The following is a 15,880-nucleotide window of genomic DNA, read 5'->3' as shown; positions in this document are numbered from 1 at the left end:
GGCCTCCGTGTTGGTTTATTGACAATGAATACTTAAATCAAGGCACTGTCGTTTTTTGACGCACAAATTCGTAACAAACGCACGTCTTTTCAAACTACCCTATCTGACTTTTTATAAAAAGAGCAGCATGAATCAGGCCAGTTATGATGCAAGTATAAAAGGGGAATATGACCGTTTACTGACAGCCTTAAAAAAACCGGACATTTCTGTCCGGTTTTTATGGGATCAATTAAACGAACTTAGTCGTTTTCAGCCTGAATCGCCGTCAGGGCAATGGTGTAAACGATATCGTCAACCAGTGCACCACGGGAAAGGTCATTAACTGGCTTGTTAAGACCCTGAAGCATTGGACCGACACTGATAACGTCCGCACTGCGTTGTACCGCTTTGTAGGTAGTGTTACCTGTGTTGAGATCCGGGAAGATAAACACGGTCGCACGACCCGCGACGTTACTGCCGGGAGCCTTGCTCTGGGCTACCGACTCAACGGAGGCGGCATCGTATTGCAGAGGGCCATCGATAATCAGGTCTGGACGTTTGGCTTTAACGATTTCAGTGGCCTCGCGCACCTTCTCGACATCGGCACCGATGCCAGAGGTTCCGGTGCTGTAGCTGATCATCGCAATACGTGGCTCAATACCGAACGCCGTGGCTGAGTCGGCGCTCTGAATGGCGATATTGGCCAGCTGTTCTGCATCCGGGTTTGGATTAACGGCACAGTCGCCGTATACCAGAACCTGGTCAGGCAGCAGCATGAAGAAGACGGAGGAAACCAGGCCGCCAGCATCTTTTTTCGTCTTGACCAGCTGGAACGCCGGACGGATGGTGTTGGCGGTGGTGTGTACTGCACCGGAAACCAGACCATCTACCTCGTTAAGCGCCAGCATCATGGTACCGAGTACTACGGTATCTTCCAGCTGAGCTTCCGCCATCGGGGCGGTAAGGCCTTTGTTCTTGCGCAGCTCAACCATCGGGTCAACATAACGGGCGCGGATGCTCTCAGGTTCCATGATGATCAGGCCATCCGGCAGTGTGATGCCGTTGTCTTTAGCGACCTGTTTAATAACGCTGCGCTGCCCGAGAAGGATACACTGGGCGATACCTCGCTCCTGACAGATAACGGCAGCCTGAATGGTGCGTGGCTCATCGCCTTCTGGCAGAACAATACGCTTATTGGCACCCTGGGCTCTCTGAACCAGCTGGTAACGGAAGGCCGGAGGGGAGAGTCTGCGCTCTGCCAGGGCAGAGCATTGTTGCTTCAGCCACTCGGTGTTCAGTTTGGCAGCGATGGTATCCATAACCAGTTCAACACGAGCAGCGTCGTCAACCGGCAATTCATTATGGCGACGATCCAACAGGGTTGCCGTGGTGTAAGAGTCTTCCCCGGTGAGCATGACAGGAAGACCAGTACCGATGGCCTTGCTGCACAGCTCCATGATGGGTTTGGATGGTGTGATACCACTGGTCAGCAGAAGACCCGCCAGGGGAACACCGTTCAGGGCCGCCATACAGGTGGCCAGATGATGTCATCACGGTCGCCCGGAGTAATCACCAGATTACCTGGCTTCAGGTGATGAATCATATTGGTGGGCGTTCTGGCGCTCAGGGTGTAAGAAGTCACCCGACGGGTATCCATCTCACCGGCATTGATGATGTCTGCTTTCAGGTGCTCGGCAATATCCATGGTTCTTGGGGAAGCCAGGTTATTGTCAAACGGAATATAGCCCAGCGGCTGGAATGGCTTGCGGGCAAATTCTGGCAGGCTCTGGAAATGACCGTCTTTATTCAGGCTGGCAACCACGTCCGGCGTCAGTTTATTCAGGGCGTAGCCGACAACATTCGGGTTCTTGATGCCACCAAAGCTGTCGGCGGCGATTTCCAGTTTGTCGGCCAGGTCAGCCAGAGAGTCATTACCGGGCTCAGACACCAGAATGATGTCAGCATTAATGGTTTTGGCAATGTTGCTGTTCAGGCGATTGGCGTAGGGCATTTCCCGGGTCGGAACCAGACCTTCTACCACCATTACGTCACAGTCCCGAGAAGCCTGTTCAAACAGGGCTACGATCTCTTCCATCAGGACATCGCCCTTGTTGTCACCCAGCAGGTCTTCAGCACGATGTGAAGTAATGGGGGTAGGCGGCTCATGGTCCATGATGCGCTGAACCAGTTTGGTGGAACGCTCTGGTCCAGTGTCGCCTACATGCAACTGGGCAATCGGCTTGAAGAACTTGACTCTGAGACCGAGATTATCGAGTGCTCGAACCAGGCCCAGGGTAACGGAGGTCAGGCCAACACCATAACGTGTTGGTGCCAGGAAAAATGTACGCATATCCGGACGAATCCTTCTCATGAAATACTGATATAAAAACAGGAGGTGAAACCTCCTGTTGCTTACATCATTTAGATAACCAGTTTAGCCAGCAATCAGCGCTTCGGTATCACGGGCAATCATCAGTTCTTCGTTGGTCGCGACAACCATGGCTACGGTTGAGCCGGGCTTGGTGATAACACCGCTCTTGCCACGGAAGGTCTCTTCGTTGGCTTGCTCATCAACGTCAAAGCCGAAGATGGACAGACGCTCCATGACATTCTTACGGATCGTGCTGGAGTTCTCACCGATACCACCAGTGAAGACCAGTGCATCAATGCGGCCCAGTTCAGCAGCAAAACCGGCCAGTTTTTTGGCCAGAACGTGGCAGAAGATGTCCAGAGTGAGCTGGGCACGTTCATGACCTTCTGCTGCGGCATTTTCAAGAACACGGCAATCGTTGTCCAATCCGGACAGACCCAGCATGCCGGATTTTTTGTTCAGGAGGTCGATGATCTCGTCCAGGGAGTAGCCGCACTGCTTGTTCAGGAAGCTGAAGACGTTCGGGTCAATATCACCGGAACGAGTACCCATTACCAGCCCTTCCAGCGGCGTCAGGCCCATGGTGGTATCAACGGATTCGCCGTTTTTGATCGCACAGGCACTGGCACCATTACCCAGGTGCGCAACCAGGATAGCACTGTTGTCCAGATCCAGACCCAGCATGTCGGCAGCGGTTTTGCTGACATAACGGTAGCTGGTGCCGTGCATGCCATAACGACGCAGACCGTGCTCTTCGTACAGGTTGTAAGGAACCGCGTACAGGTAGCTTTCTGCCGGCATGGTCTGGTGGAATGCTGTGTCAAATACTACGGACTGTGGCAGCTCCGGGAAGTATTTGATGCAGGCACGGATACCCAGCAGGTGAGCAGAGTTGTGCAGAGGTGCCAGGTGGCTGCAGTCTTCGATGCCCTGAATTACTTCATCAGTGATCAGGGTGGATTGGGTGAACTTCTCTCCACCGTGAACAATACGGTGACCGATGGCTTCGATGTGTTCCATCAGGTTGTTCTCACGGAGAACGCCCACCAGTGCTTCGATAGCACCTTCGTGGCCAGCAGCGCCAAGATCCAGGGTTTGCTTCTCGCCGTTCAGTTTCCAGGTGATGGAGGCTTCGTTGCCCACGAGGCATTCAGCAATGCCGCTGATGCTTTCCTCTTCGGTTTTCGGGTTGATGACTGCGAACTTCAGGGAAGAACTGCCACAGTTGATAACCAGAACGCTGTCTTTGCTCATAGAATCTATTACCAGTGAAAATGACCGCACAGTTTCCGAAAATGCCCGTTTAATGCTTTTAATGTAAGCGAATTGTCACGAATATCATCAAACACCGCGGCCGGAACCAATCACAAGGAGGCTGTCCGGAAATAATGTCCATAACGGAGATGGCAGAACATTGAGGAGGAAACATCGTTTTCGTGCGGTGAATAGTGGTGCTATTTACCGAAAAAACGAATGTTTGAACCCAAGTGCTGTCACAGCAGCAGGACGGTCTATTCCAGGGCAACCTCCCGGATGATCATGGCTTGTATAAAGTGGAGAAGCGGTATGAAAATATTATAACCATTGACCTGTGTCGGTGGACTGCGTATTGATGCGTATATCGTAACAAGGCTGTGGTTAATTATTCTCCAATGTGTCAGAGGTTTTGTTCCAGTGCCGGAAGAACCAGCTGGTCGATCATTTCCGGAACATTGGCAGCCAGCTGCAACAGCTCATTCTGGTAAAGCCAGCCGTAGGATCCTGCAACAATCAGGGCCAGTAATGGAATCCACAGGCCAAAAACTTGGGCAATTTTTCCGGCGGAATAGGGGGTTGGCCCAAACCGGTTGGTCTTTGCAGTACCCGAAGAAAAGATCAGCCATAACAGAAACAGAAGGTTGATGCCCGGGATCACTAACAGCAGGCTCTTCCAGCCACTGCGGTCAAAATCATGAAGCCTTCTGGCTGCCATGGCCAGCATAAGGAGGCAGGCAATAGTGATCAGGCCCAGTGTCAGGTGCAGTGACTCCAGAGGTGGGTAGAAGGGTGTCAGGTGAGGGGTTAAAAGTCCCGGAACCCAGCAGGCGCAGACGACCAGCAGGGCAATTACCCAGAGGGAGGCGATAAATCGTACTCTTCCCATTCTGGGGAGCAGTTGAAACTTCCCGGATGGTTCGGCCGGTTGTTTCTGCTCCTGCTGCTGGATGGTTTCCGGCGGCGTTTGGGGCAGTTCTTCATTACTGGTCATAGAGAGAATCCGGCAATGGGCCCCAGCCTTCATCATGGCTCTTTCATAAGGACGGATGTCACTGGCGGTCAGATTCTTGCGAATAATAACCGGCTTTCCGGAGAACAGATGTTTCAGTTCTGTCTTGTCGGCATTCAGGATCTCTTTCAGGTTTTTTCGAACCTTTCTTTCCTTAAAACCCGGCAGTATTTCTCCTTCGAAAACCAGTTTATAGAATGAGTCATCCATGGCGACCTGTCCTGAAATATGTCCTGAGACAGGTTATCGGCGGGCATAGTGGAGACTGAGGCTTTTTTGTGGTTTACCCCGGAGAGCATAAAAATCGTAAATGATGAAGTGAGCTTCACTTTTTAAGATAAATAATTTTTTATCATAAAAGCATCACTTGATCTCTATCAAAATAAGGCGTCAAGACCAGGCGTATAAAGTGAACCTTTATGTTTACTGTGTATTCCATTGGAATTGATATGGCTAATTCTTCTGAAAAGGGGAAAGTTGGCATTGGCGCTTATATTTCGTTATTTATTGCCATTGTCTTTTTCTCAGGTTTTATGAAAACCACTGAGTGGTGAGGAGTTCTCGATTTCACCACCCTGAATGGTTCATTTGGGAAAATAATGGGGAATACTTTCCGGGGAGCTGGTGGCAGCGGTGCAGCAGATGGTTTTATCTTTGCCCTTACACTTGTACCGACCTGTATGTTTGCCTTGGGCATGGTAGGTATTTTTGAACACTTTGGTGCCCTGGAAGCGGCCCGCAAGCTGCTGACACCCATTCTTCGTCGTTTGATGGGTATTCCTGGTGTTTCTGGTCTTACGTTAATTGCCAGTTTGCAAAACACCGACAATGACCATTAACTGGAAAACACTGTTTGCTGACCACATTGAGCAGTTGAATACCCGCTATGCCTGTGCATTGGCAGCTCTTGGAATGGATGCTGTTATTATTCACTCCGGTGTAGAAAAAAACCGTTATCTTGACAATAAGGTCTACCCATTTTGGGCACATACGCACTTCCGTCAGTGGGTTTCCGGTCATCAAAATGCTCATTGCCTTCTGGTTATCAGGCCGGGTAATAAGCCGGTTTTGGGTTGGTATCAGCCCCGGGACTACTGGCATGCACCTGCGCAGATTCCTGATGAATATTGGGTGGATTTTTTTGATATTGAAATCATTCGTACCCCGGATCAACTGCAAAATCTGGTGCCGGAAAAGAGTCTTAAGGTAGCGGCGCTGGCGGAAGACGAAACCCTGATGAACAGCTGGGGCATTTCGACAGTTAACCCGGATAAACTGATGCATGCCATCAACTGGCACCGCGCTTACAAGACAACTTATGAACAGCAATTAATCCGCGAAGCTAATGAAGTTGCGGCAAAAGCTCATATTGCCGCGGAAAAGGTGTTTCGTAATGGCGATACAGAGCTGCAGATTTTATTGAAATACCTGCAGGCTGCCGATCATCGTGAATGTGAACTGCCCTTTACGGCAACTGTTGTGTTAAACGAGCGAGCTGCAACTCTTCATTGCAGTGGTTATCAGAGGGTAGCCGATAAAGAGCCTCGCTCCTTTCTGATTGATGCAGGCACTACACATCGCCATTATGTGGCGGATATCACCCGTACCTACGCTGCCAAACCCGGTATCTTTGCTGATCTCGTTGCTCGGATGGATAAGGAACTGCTGGATATTATTTCCACGCTTAAGCCCGGTGTTCACTACACCGATCTTCATATCGATATGCATCGTCGTATTGCCGGCATGTTAAGCGACTTTGGTATCGTTAAAGGCTCTCCTGAAGAAATTTTTGAGAAAAAGTATACCCATACCTTCTTCCCTCATGGACTGGGTCATTTCATTGGTATCAATTGCCATGATGTTGCCGACTGGCAGCTGGATATAAAGGGTACTGATGCAGGCAAGCACCCTGAGCACCCATTTTTACGCCTGCAGCGGGTGCTGGAGCCAGGTATGACGTTTACCGTAGAACCGGGGCTCTATTTTATTGAAACCCTGCTGGAAGAACAGGAAGGCAACGGGGACTTTAACTGGGAATTGATCGATCAACTGCGACCCTACGGTGGCATTCGTATAGAAGACAATATCCTGATTACTGAGCATGGGAATGAAAACCTGACCCGCCCGGCATTTGCCAAATTCGTGTGTTTATTGAAATAGCCATTGTCGGCATGACCTTAAAGCAATCTTTATTGTCTCGTCTGATGTGTCAGCACCTGAATATTACCCTTGGACGTACTTATGGTATTTATCGTGATTTTGTCATTACCCGGGTTTGTGGCATTCAAAGAAGTAGCCTTAGGGAAATAGCGGGTGATATTCTGGCCTACCTTTCATTTCAATTGCCTCTTTATATTGCTCGACTTTAGACTTTGCATAACACGAAAGACTGGCCAGGTTTCAATAAAATAACAAGCCGACATCAGCGAACAATTTTTTCAGGTTCGCTTTTATTGCCGGTTTTTCTCTAAATGGCTGTATTTATGCAGCCTCTGCTTTATCTATCTTCAACTGGCCGGACAGTTCATCGAAATTGCACTCATATTTTTGATGATATCTATCCCAGCCCTTACGAATGGGGAACCTTGGAATAATTCGTGACAGGGCAATTCTCATCATGCCTGCGGTTGTTGTATCCGGAGATCTCCAGGGTATCCGGGAAATCTTCAGGCATGACTGATTTTTGCAGACGGTCAACAACTGTAATAATGCATAACCTGCCATTTTCAAATGCATCCAGCGCAGAAGTGTTCTCAATTTTTGCTGCCACAGATGACAGCAGCCAAATGCATGTTTGAGCTGGTGAAACATAGGCTCAACTGGCCACCGCTTTGCATAACCACGAAGTACATCAAGCCCTTCGTGTTCTGTATTGGTTGAGATGAAAATTCTTTTTTCAGTCAGCCCCTTATCATTCTCAAAACAGCTCCAGACAACCCGAATTTCTCGCCCTTTGAGGAATTTTGCCCGACAAATCAGAGTACGATATCGCACGGTGCGAAACTTGCTATACATCCATACTATGGCTTTGTGCTCAGGGAGTTTTTCTACCTTCTCAGCTGTCATCCTGGTGCCGTATTTTCTGGGACGTCCCGGTTTTTTGACTGCGGGTAATGTCGGTAATGCATAAAGGGCCCGGTTTGATGGTATTTGACCAATGACTTCAATACCCATTTCCAGTGTTGGCTGCATCAGCGTCCGATTCATGTGCCAGCAGTCCGCCACCAGCCGTAATGCGCGGTCCCGTACTTCCTTGCGTACAACCTTGAGCATGGCAACAGCGATTTTGAGTTTGCTGGCGTTACCTGAAGCAGGGGCCGGAAATGAAATAATAGGGATGCCGGTGAAAACCTCGTCTGCTACCCGTTCGAATATAACGGCCAGTGACACCCAGCATTGCCCCCAAATGTACTGAGGTCGATTAGTCTTCTTGCTGTGTTGATGGTGGGTACGACAAGCAGGGGCATTGTCAGAAAACCGTTCTATCACCCAGTCATCAAGAGCAAGAGTAATCGGTTCATCTGGCGGTGCCTTTGAACAGACCAGTCGGATCAAGCGACACGCCAGGTGCTTCCATCGCCATTTACCCTGTGAGATCCAGTGGTGGTAACTGCTCCATACACAATGAAAATCAATGGATAAAAGTGCCTGTGTAACGAAACCATCGGTTGAAAGCATACAGCCGAAAAGTAGCTCGCAGAACGTTGGTACCGCAACTGGTGATAGCGCTCTGGCAAGAAAGGTTGTATATAAAGCGAGCTCCTGAAGGATTACTCGGTGATCTGATGTGAGCATGGCAACCATCTCGGATTTCATCGTTGGGGATGGTTGCTATTAGCAGTTTATTCACTTTTTGCTGAACTATTGTGCTTTGGGAACTCTAAAGTCGAGTATATTGGTGTTCTTATTATTCTTGGCATGGGATTAGGAGAGATCATTACCGCCTCTATCAGCCAGACGGTCGCCCTGGTTATTCTGGGTGCACCTTATGGACAGTGGCTAGGTTTTGTACGGAAAAAGCTGATAACAGAATCCGTACAAGACATTCCACAGTTTTGACCAGAAAACCGCTTTTTGACCTGTCCTGATAGCCTCAAAGCGAGGGAGCGAGGATGAGCTAAAAGGGCTTAACCACCACCAGAATGACAATACCCACAAGGAAGACCACAGGAATTTCATTGAAAACTCTGAAAAATGTGTGGCTGTGGGTACTGGTGCCGTTGGCCAGTTGTTTCATATAGCGGGCGCACATGTGGTGATAGCCCACGGTCAGAGCTACCAGGGTCAGTTTTGCATGCATCCAGGGGGCGCTCAGGTAGCTGGGGATGTAGTGTAACAGCCACAAGCCAAGCGTCAGGGTGACAATCATGGAGGGGGTGGCGATGCCGCGCATCAGCTTTCTTTCCATGATGACAAAGCGATCTCTACTGACCTGGTCTTCACTCATGGTGTGATAGACGAACAGCCTCGGCAGGTAAAAGAGAGCTGCAAACCAGCAGGTCATGGCGATAATGTGGAAAGCTGTTACCCAAAGCATGGTTAAACCCGATTGTTATTGAATTTGTAAGCATTCTTACAGGTTAGAAAAGTAAATCAAGTTGCATGCTTTAAATTTCTTGATTCAACGCTTTGGGGACTTTGGACTTATAGCCGTTACTGCTTTTTCCTCACTGCTTGCTTTCATATAATCAGCGTACAGGTATGGCCAGTTTTTTGACCACCATGGAGGGTTTGGGATATCTCGAAGAGCTGCCCGCAAACCGTGATAACATGAGATGACGAAGTCATTTGTTGCCAGTAAGTCTTTATTCCGAATTCTATCGCCCAGAAATGTTTCTGATTCTGTTTTGAGTTTGACCAGTTTTTTTCTGATATCTTTCCTGCTGCTCATTAATTCTGGTCTGCTGATCAGCAACTCGGAGATTTTGTCGCAGAGAAGCCTGAGATCTTCCCGGAGCCCCTGAGGTCTGCCGATGATGTTTTGCAGTAATGCGCGTTCGGTTTTTTGTTCTTCCAGGACACAGCGGCCTCGGGCCAGTTTGGCTTCTTCTCTGTATTTATCCTGACGGGTGGTAAGCCAGGAGTGAGAGGTCCTGTTGTTCAGGCTTTCTTCCATAAAGTGGTCGCATATCAGTGCTGCCAGCTGTGTTATCGCCTGTTTCTGAGGTTTAACTTTTTGTAACGGGTTGATCAATTGAATGTCGTCAGATTCCCAGACACAACAGGCGAAAAAAAAGCGCCTGCACTCTTCCCTGGAAAACCCTTTTGGGCGCACTCTGCCCCCCGTTAAAATCCTGGTTTCGCACTCGTTCATTAACTGTGTCAGCTCAGAGGTGATTGTTTGATAGGTATTTGGATGCTCAAGTAACTGAAGGGTAAGCTCCGGGCTGCTCAACAGTTTAAAGCATGGGGAATCGGGTACTTCCGGACTGTCTTCTTCACGTTGCTCATCAAATGATGGCCACCAACCTGAATCACGTTGAATTGGCGAATCTGCTTCTTCTGGTAAAGAGTCATGGATGGTTTTTATTTCATGAAAGATTTGATGGATTGATTCTAAAATGACCTTTTGTTTTTCGTCGATGTCTGGCATTTTCTTAGGTATGTTGAGCAGTTCTTCAAAGTCCTGAACGCTTTTTTCTTCTGCTTGTCCGTGTAAAAGCGCAAGCTTGTCTTGTGAGAGGCTGGTTGCATCAGGTAACTGCATTAATTTTGCCAGCTGTTTTTTTATTTTGTCGAAATTAGTGTAAAGCTGCCGGGGAAACGGCGGTTCTCTGCTCAGGCTCATACCATGACATGAAATCAGTAACGGTTATCTGGCCAGTAGCCAACGCTTTAACTTTAGCCCTGATCTGTGCTTCAGCTGAAATGCCCTGTACATCAATAGAGAGTGCTGAATAAAGGTCCGGTGGACTTCTTTTTCTGCCTGAGGCGAACGTTGATGTCGCTATGGAAATATCGGGCGCTTTTAGGGTTCGCCTGAAAGAGTGGCGGATGCCCTTGACTGCACGCCCCATGAAACCCGGCCTGGCAGAAGGCTCAGCGGTATTATCCTGACTTGGCGTTTCTGGCAGAGCGCTAATGTTTGAGGTTGCTCCCAACTGGTTGACTTCCATCGGTTACACCTTTTTATTGATCTTCTCGTTTTCTAATCGTTTATAAAATAGCTACAGGGGCTCACTTGCCCCCGATAGACGTGAATCTATCAAATATTCTTGCTGGCTGAATGTCTCAAGCCTCATCATTAATTCAACTACTGTGCGTTACTGAGAAAACGCTCAATTGATTGCAGGGTGATAACACCAACAGCGTTGCATATTTCTAAATTTTTCCGCCCGTTATTTTCCATGACCAGCAATACATCGAGACCTTTATCCAGCATGGTTTCACGAGCTTCATATAAGGTAGACTGCAAATCAATGGGCAGTGTCTGTATAACAGCGTTGTCTCTTATCTGACTGATCCCTTGCTTTTGACATTCAAGCAAGTCTTTAGTTCTGATAATTTGCCCGGGTTGTCGATCGCCCAGGACGACCCAATGACTGTTTGTGCTGCTTATCTTCCTGAGTTCATTTGGTTCAGACTCTGACGATAATGTCACCAACTGTCTATCCATCAAACCCGCAACCCCTGTTCGATTCAACAACTGAGCCATCGGGGAAAGCTGAATACTCTGTCCACGTGCCAGGAACTGCATGGCAAAAATACTCTGTTGGCCACAGATCTGGCTGGAGGTCAGACAGGCGATCACGATAGCCAGCATGGCTGGCAGAATAATCTGGGAACTATGGGTCAGCTCCAGCACGGTAATCAGGGCCGTCAACGGAGCCTGAAAGATCGCCGCCATCATGGCGATCATCCCGGTGATGACATGAAAGGTGATATTGGTAGAAACCCCCGGTAACTGATCAGCCAACATAGCACAGCAGGCACCGGCTGCGGCTCCAATCATCAACGATGGTCCGATCATTCCGCCGGGAACGCCCAGACCGATGACCAGCGGTGTAATCACCAGCTTGGCCGCCAGCAGGATAAAGAGAAACTGCAGATTTACCTCGTCGCCGTTCAGCAGGGCTTCAATGGAGTCATAGCCAATGCCCATGGTTGCAGGGACCAGAACGGCAACTATGCCCATTAGAAGCCCAGCGATTAACAGTGGCAATACGACCTTATTCTGGCGCTTTTGCATGGCAAAGATATTAATTTGAATAAACGCTGCGGCAAGAAGACCAATAATGACCGCAGTGATCGCCGTCACCACCAGGTCTTCGGGTACGGCAGAAGGAATGATCGGGATCTGAAAAGCCGGGTTAGGGCCGTAAACCGTCTGGGTCAGAACGGAAGCCACCACAGCGGATGCCATGACCGGAATAAAGCTTTCCAGTGAATACTCTTTCATAACCACCTCCATGGCGAAGATCACCCCGGCCATGGGCGTATTAAACAGTGCGGCAATGGCTGCGGCAGTACCACAACCCGCCAGTACTCCCAGAGTGTTGGCAGGCAGTTTCAGCATCTGGCCCAGAAAGCTGCCTGCCCCTGCGCCCAAATGTACCGCAGGCCCTTCACGCCCCACCGAGAAGCCACTGACCAGGGCAATCAGTGCCGCCAAAAACTGGGTGATGGTGCCGGTAATGGGTAACCAGCCCCTGTTCAGGGTCAAGCGCTCGATCACATGGGCAATGCCAAAGCTTCTTTGCCCGGGGGGACAGCGCTTGATTAACAGAATCAGGGCAATGGCTCCCCCGACAGGTGACAGGAAACGAACCAGGGGAGGGATAGCTTCATAACCACTTTCCACCGATGCCAGCGTTGCAAATACCTGTTCAGGTATCAGGGCACGCTGAGAAACAACGCCAAAGTAAAACAGCAAATCCTCAAAGGCGATAAGAAAGCCTCCGGCCAGCAATCCGGTCATCAGTGCCATCAGGGTCAGTTGTGGCAGCGCTTCTGATTGCGCCAGACGCAGCCTTAAATTCTGTATCGAGGGGTTGTTGAGCATAGACGCCGCCTGGGTAAAGTTGTTCCGTTGCTGAGCGGTTATCGGGTGGTTTCGTTTCCTGGCATGGGGGGTGAAGATATGACTTTTCAGAGTTATGGGCTTCAGTAATCGCTTATGCCGGAATTAAACAACGTCGGTTGACGTATGTAGTTTGCAGTTTATCGGATTGTCATTGCGCCTCTCTACCTGTTAAAACAGTGTTTTTACTTTTCAGGTATGATTGAACGGTTTTTGCACATTATTTCGATGATTTGATGTGTACAATCTCCGTTCACCCTGAGCGGAGTCGAAGGGTGATTGGCACAGTCTTTATTCAGGGTATGGTGTTTACGCACTTCTTCCGTGCATCCTGAGCCGAGTCGGGGGGCTCAGGACGAACCAGGAGTCATTGTCAATTACATTGAAACCATGTACTAGTGCGCAGCATAGCTGCTTCAGGAGAGATCGAACGATGTCATCAGGAACGCTGTCAGGCATTGTCATTTTGCTGTTTTTTACCTTGCTGGGTGATGTATTAAGCGACGCATTCAGTCTTGCGGTTCCGGGCTCTGTGATGGGGTTGATACTTCTGGTTATTTATCTTCAGTTGTCTGGCGGTGTCAGTGAGTCACTGGATAAGGTGAGCCAGTTCTGTATCCGTTACCTGGCCGTGCTGTTTATCCCGGGTTGTGTTGGTATTTTCTTCCTGAGTGACCTGCTCTTGCAGCAATGGCTGCCGATCGCTCTGGCAATGTTGGTGGCGACTCCTGTTTCCCTGGTGTTAACGGCTGTTCTTCTGCAATGGCTGCTGAAACGCTTTGCCAGTGGCAGCGGAGAGAATCATCATGGATGAGGTGATCAGTTTCGCTTATGGACTATTACAGCGGCAAATGAACAACCCGGCTGCCATTTTGTTGATCAATCTGGGCGCTTACCTGCTGGCGGAAAAGTTGTTTAATCGTATGGGGCGCAAAGGGTGGTTTCACCCGCTGTTTACCACCAGTCTGCTGGTTTTTCTGGTGATTCGCTGTTCTCCACTTGAGCCCGATGTGTATACCAGGCACAGCGAGTTGCTGAAGATGTTGCTGGCACCCTTTACGGTAGCACTGGCGGTTCCTCTGTCACGACAGCTGCACACTCTTCGCCAGTTAGCGGGTCCTCTTCTGTGTACATTACTGATCGGTGGATTGCTGGCGGCGCTTATGGGGATGGGGATGGCTCTGGCAGCCGGCGGCTCAAGAGACGTGGTGTTATCCATTTCTACCAAAGCCGTAACCACAGCGGTTGCCTTGGTGATGGGCGAACAGTATGGCGCTATTATTCCCCTGGTGGCGGCGGTAGTCATTATTTCCGGCGTTTATGGATCGCTGGTGGGGCCAGCACTGTGTCGCAAGTTTGGCGTGACTGATCCAAGGGCCATTGGCTTTGCCATGGGCGTAAACGCTCATGCAGGTGGCACGGCCCGGGCTTTTGAACTGGATCTGACCATGGGAGTCTATTCCAGCCTGGGAATGTGTCTGTGTGCTGTCTACATGCCGCTTCTTGTGCCATGGCTGATCCGCCTATTATTGTAATTAGCCTGAGAAAACCCGATGTTCGATAAAGAAGACCTGATCAAAATCGCCAACCAGACCATGCCTTTCGGGAAGTATCAGGGAAGAAGGCTGATCGACCTGCCAGAGCCCTATCTTCTCTGGTTTGCTGGCAAAGGGTTTCCGGAGGGTGAGCTGGGTAAACTGCTGGCATTGACTCTGGAGATTCAGGTCAATGGGTTGAATGATCTGATTACGCCATTGAAACACTAAGTCGTCTCCTTCAGAAATGGAGCGACGATATCCCGGAGAGTTCTGGTAAGATCGCCGGTAAGTAGTTAACCAAATGAAATCATATTTTCTGACTAAGTGGTCAGTCACTCTGCGGCGTTGCAACTCCGGTCACATAGCTACGGCTATGCTCCCTACGTTGCGCCTTGCATAGTAACTGCCCACTTAGCCAGAAATATACGATTCCATTTGGCCAACTACTTACAAACAATAATCCAGACGTAACGGAAGCAGCAGATGATTAAAGTGGGGATTGTCGGTGGAACGGGCTATACCGGAGCGGAGCTGTTGCGGTTGCTATCGGTTCATCCAAATGTTGAGTTGCGTATGATCACCTCCCGTTCTGAAGCGGGAAAGCCGGTCAGTGAACTTTTTTCCGGGCTACGGGGAAAGCTTGATCTGAACTTTTCGCTTCCGGATAACCAGCAGCTGACCTCATGTGACCTGGTGTTCTTTGCCACACCCAATGGTATTGCTATGGAGTCTGTGCCGGAATTACTGTCTGGCGGTGTTCGGGTGATTGATCTGGCGGCTGACTTTCGTTTGCGCGATACAGCGCTGTGGCAGCAGTGGTATGGTCTTGAGCATGCCTGTCCGGAGGTGTTGGCAGAAGCGGTCTATGGCCTGCCAGAGATGAACCGTGCCGATATTGCCAGCGCCCGGCTGGTGGCCAATCCCGGCTGCTACCCAACGGCAACGCAGCTGGGGTTATTACCCCTGGTGAGAGCAGGGCTGGTCAGTGGCAATATCATTGTCGATGCCAAATCGGGAGTCAGCGGCGCTGGCCGTGGTGCCAATGTGGGCACTCTGCTCTGCGAAGCCTCCGAGTCTTTCAAGGCCTATGGTGTTGCCGGTCATCGTCATTTGCCGGAAATTCGCCAGGGTCTTGAGCGCATGCCAGAAACGGGGGTATCACCATTTACCGGCGACCTGGTATTTGTTCCCCATTTGACCCCAATGATCCGCGGTATCCACTCCACGCTGTATTGCACCGTCAAAGATCATAGTATTGACCTTCAAGGGTTGTATGAGAGTACCTTTGCCGATGAGCCCTTTGTTGATGTTATGCCTGTGGGCAGCCACCCGGAAACCCGGTCAGTTCGTGGATGTAACCAGTGTCGTATAGCCATCCATCGTCCACAGGGCGGTGACACGGTGGTGATATTGTCTGCTATTGATAACCTGGTCAAAGGGGCAGCAGGCCAGGCCGTTCAGAATATGAACATAATGTTTGGACTGGATGAAATAACCGGCCTGGACTTCCCTGCTGCTATGCCTTGATAAGAGACGGTATCATTGTAGTCATAAAAAAGCGCTGCCCCTCTCTGGTTTAGTAATCAGAGGGGGGCGTTGGGTTTTGTCTGATTTCAAGTTAATGGTAAATTTTTTATTTTCTTTAACAGAAATTTTATTCTCTTATTTTTTTGTCTATTTTTGATGGCCTAAAGAAAAAATAATAT

General features: G+C 49.6%; 15 protein-coding genes and 1 pseudogene. 8 read left to right on the top strand and 8 right to left on the bottom strand.

Translation table 11 applies throughout. The annotated features are described in order from the left end of the window. Positions 1-239 precede the first annotated feature (239 nt). The 3 genes and pseudogenes from pta to O3276_RS09990 all read right to left on the bottom strand — a co-directional run bounded on the left by pta (position 240) and on the right by O3276_RS09990 (position 4,826). Positions 240-2,329: pseudogene (pta, locus tag O3276_RS10000) on the bottom strand (phosphate acetyltransferase). Between the two features lie 84 nt (positions 2,330-2,413). Then, positions 2,414-3,604, bottom strand: coding sequence for an acetate kinase (locus O3276_RS09995; RefSeq protein WP_269675500.1), 1,191 nt, complete (start codon positions 3,602-3,604; stop codon positions 2,414-2,416). 403 nt (positions 3,605-4,007) lie between these two features. Further along, on the bottom strand, positions 4,008-4,826 hold the full coding sequence (locus O3276_RS09990) for a DUF805 domain-containing protein (protein ID WP_269675499.1): 819 nt from the start codon (positions 4,824-4,826) through the stop codon (positions 4,008-4,010). A 389-nt stretch (positions 4,827-5,215) separates the two neighbouring features. On the opposite strand from O3276_RS09990, the gene O3276_RS09985 reads away from it, so the two are divergent. Genes O3276_RS09985 through alaE (O3276_RS25730) form a run of 3 tightly spaced genes read left to right on the top strand, consistent with a single transcriptional unit; the run spans position 5,216 to position 6,985 of the window. Further along, positions 5,216-5,455, top strand: a complete 240-nt coding sequence (locus O3276_RS09985) for a nucleoside recognition domain-containing protein (RefSeq protein ID WP_269675498.1) — start codon at positions 5,216-5,218, stop codon at positions 5,453-5,455. Continuing rightward, positions 5,445-6,776, top strand: coding sequence for a Xaa-Pro dipeptidase (pepQ, locus tag O3276_RS09980; protein ID WP_269675497.1), 1,332 nt, complete (start codon positions 5,445-5,447; stop codon positions 6,774-6,776). The genes O3276_RS09985 and pepQ overlap by 11 nt, the downstream gene beginning before the upstream one ends. Before the next feature lie 11 nt (positions 6,777-6,787). Beyond that, complete coding sequence (alaE, locus tag O3276_RS25730; protein WP_269676494.1) at positions 6,788-6,985, top strand: L-alanine exporter AlaE; 198 nt, start codon at positions 6,788-6,790, stop codon at positions 6,983-6,985. A 112-nt stretch (positions 6,986-7,097) separates the two neighbouring features. On the opposite strand, the gene O3276_RS09975 is transcribed toward alaE (O3276_RS25730), so the two are convergent. Next, positions 7,098-8,411 (bottom strand): IS701 family transposase, encoded by a 1,314-nt coding sequence (locus O3276_RS09975; protein ID WP_442876595.1) that lies wholly within the window; start codon positions 8,409-8,411, stop codon positions 7,098-7,100. Positions 8,412-8,444: 33 nt separating this feature from the next. Here O3276_RS09975 and alaE (O3276_RS25725) point away from each other — a divergent pair, with 33 nt between their 5' ends. Continuing rightward, a complete protein-coding gene (gene alaE / locus O3276_RS25725; protein ID WP_442876578.1) occupies positions 8,445-8,675 on the top strand; it encodes an L-alanine exporter AlaE in 231 nt (76 codons plus the stop codon). A 58-nt stretch (positions 8,676-8,733) separates the two neighbouring features. Here the strand turns inward: alaE (O3276_RS25725) and hemJ are convergent, their stop codons facing one another. From hemJ to O3276_RS09955, 4 genes are all read right to left on the bottom strand, one after another. After that, a complete protein-coding gene (hemJ, locus tag O3276_RS09970; RefSeq protein ID WP_269675495.1) occupies positions 8,734-9,153 on the bottom strand; it encodes a protoporphyrinogen oxidase HemJ in 420 nt (139 codons plus the stop codon). 84 nt (positions 9,154-9,237) lie between these two features. Next, entirely contained in the window at positions 9,238-10,323 is a 1,086-nt protein-coding gene (locus tag O3276_RS09965) for a hypothetical protein (protein WP_269675494.1), read from the bottom strand. 34 nt (positions 10,324-10,357) lie between these two features. After that, a complete protein-coding gene (locus tag O3276_RS09960; RefSeq protein ID WP_269675493.1) occupies positions 10,358-10,732 on the bottom strand; it encodes a hypothetical protein in 375 nt (124 codons plus the stop codon). Positions 10,733-10,869: 137 nt separating this feature from the next. Beyond that, a complete protein-coding gene (locus tag O3276_RS09955; RefSeq protein ID WP_269675492.1) occupies positions 10,870-12,618 on the bottom strand; it encodes a chloride channel protein in 1,749 nt (582 codons plus the stop codon). Positions 12,619-13,069: 451 nt separating this feature from the next. Between O3276_RS09955 and O3276_RS09950 the strand changes: the two genes are divergently transcribed. From O3276_RS09950 to argC, 4 genes are all read left to right on the top strand, one after another. Then, positions 13,070-13,450, top strand: a complete 381-nt coding sequence (locus tag O3276_RS09950; protein WP_269675491.1) for a CidA/LrgA family protein — start codon at positions 13,070-13,072, stop codon at positions 13,448-13,450. Next, positions 13,443-14,171, top strand: coding sequence for an LrgB family protein (locus O3276_RS09945; protein ID WP_269675490.1), 729 nt, complete (start codon positions 13,443-13,445; stop codon positions 14,169-14,171). Before O3276_RS09950 ends, O3276_RS09945 begins: the two co-directional genes overlap by 8 nt. An 18-nt stretch (positions 14,172-14,189) precedes the next feature. Further along, positions 14,190-14,402 (top strand): DUF3820 family protein, encoded by a 213-nt coding sequence (locus O3276_RS09940; RefSeq protein ID WP_269675489.1) that lies wholly within the window; start codon positions 14,190-14,192, stop codon positions 14,400-14,402. 255 nt (positions 14,403-14,657) lie between these two features. Continuing rightward, positions 14,658-15,701 carry an N-acetyl-gamma-glutamyl-phosphate reductase gene (argC, locus tag O3276_RS09935; RefSeq protein WP_269675488.1) on the top strand — a complete coding sequence of 348 codons (1,044 nt, stop codon included), beginning with the start codon at positions 14,658-14,660 and terminating at the stop codon, positions 15,699-15,701. Positions 15,702-15,880: the final 179 nt, after the last annotated feature.

The sequence above is a fragment of the Endozoicomonas sp. GU-1 genome (assembly GCF_027366395.1).
Taxonomy (GTDB): domain Bacteria; phylum Pseudomonadota; class Gammaproteobacteria; order Pseudomonadales; family Endozoicomonadaceae; genus Endozoicomonas.
Note: the sequence above shows the minus strand (reverse complement) of the source record. Positions and strands in the feature narration are given on the sequence as shown.

Coding starts and splice junctions, on each gene's coding strand:
- O3276_RS09995 (WP_269675500.1), bottom strand. CDS start 3,604: ATGAGCAAAGACAGCGTTCTGGTTATCAACTGTGGCAGTTCTTCCCTG.
- O3276_RS09990 (WP_269675499.1), bottom strand. CDS start 4,826: ATGGATGACTCATTCTATAAACTGGTTTTCGAAGGAGAAATACTGCCG.
- O3276_RS09985 (WP_269675498.1), top strand. CDS start 5,216: ATGGGGAATACTTTCCGGGGAGCTGGTGGCAGCGGTGCAGCAGATGGT.
- pepQ (WP_269675497.1), top strand. CDS start 5,445: ATGACCATTAACTGGAAAACACTGTTTGCTGACCACATTGAGCAGTTG.
- alaE (WP_269676494.1), top strand. CDS start 6,788: ATGACCTTAAAGCAATCTTTATTGTCTCGTCTGATGTGTCAGCACCTG.
- O3276_RS09975 (WP_442876595.1), bottom strand. CDS start 8,411: ATGCTCACATCAGATCACCGAGTAATCCTTCAGGAGCTCGCTTTATAT.
- hemJ (WP_269675495.1), bottom strand. CDS start 9,153: ATGCTTTGGGTAACAGCTTTCCACATTATCGCCATGACCTGCTGGTTT.
- O3276_RS09965 (WP_269675494.1), bottom strand. CDS start 10,323: ATGCAGTTACCTGATGCAACCAGCCTCTCACAAGACAAGCTTGCGCTT.
- O3276_RS09960 (WP_269675493.1), bottom strand. CDS start 10,732: ATGGAAGTCAACCAGTTGGGAGCAACCTCAAACATTAGCGCTCTGCCA.
- O3276_RS09955 (WP_269675492.1), bottom strand. CDS start 12,618: ATGCTCAACAACCCCTCGATACAGAATTTAAGGCTGCGTCTGGCGCAA.
- O3276_RS09950 (WP_269675491.1), top strand. CDS start 13,070: ATGTCATCAGGAACGCTGTCAGGCATTGTCATTTTGCTGTTTTTTACC.
- O3276_RS09945 (WP_269675490.1), top strand. CDS start 13,443: ATGGATGAGGTGATCAGTTTCGCTTATGGACTATTACAGCGGCAAATG.
- O3276_RS09940 (WP_269675489.1), top strand. CDS start 14,190: ATGTTCGATAAAGAAGACCTGATCAAAATCGCCAACCAGACCATGCCT.
- argC (WP_269675488.1), top strand. CDS start 14,658: ATGATTAAAGTGGGGATTGTCGGTGGAACGGGCTATACCGGAGCGGAG.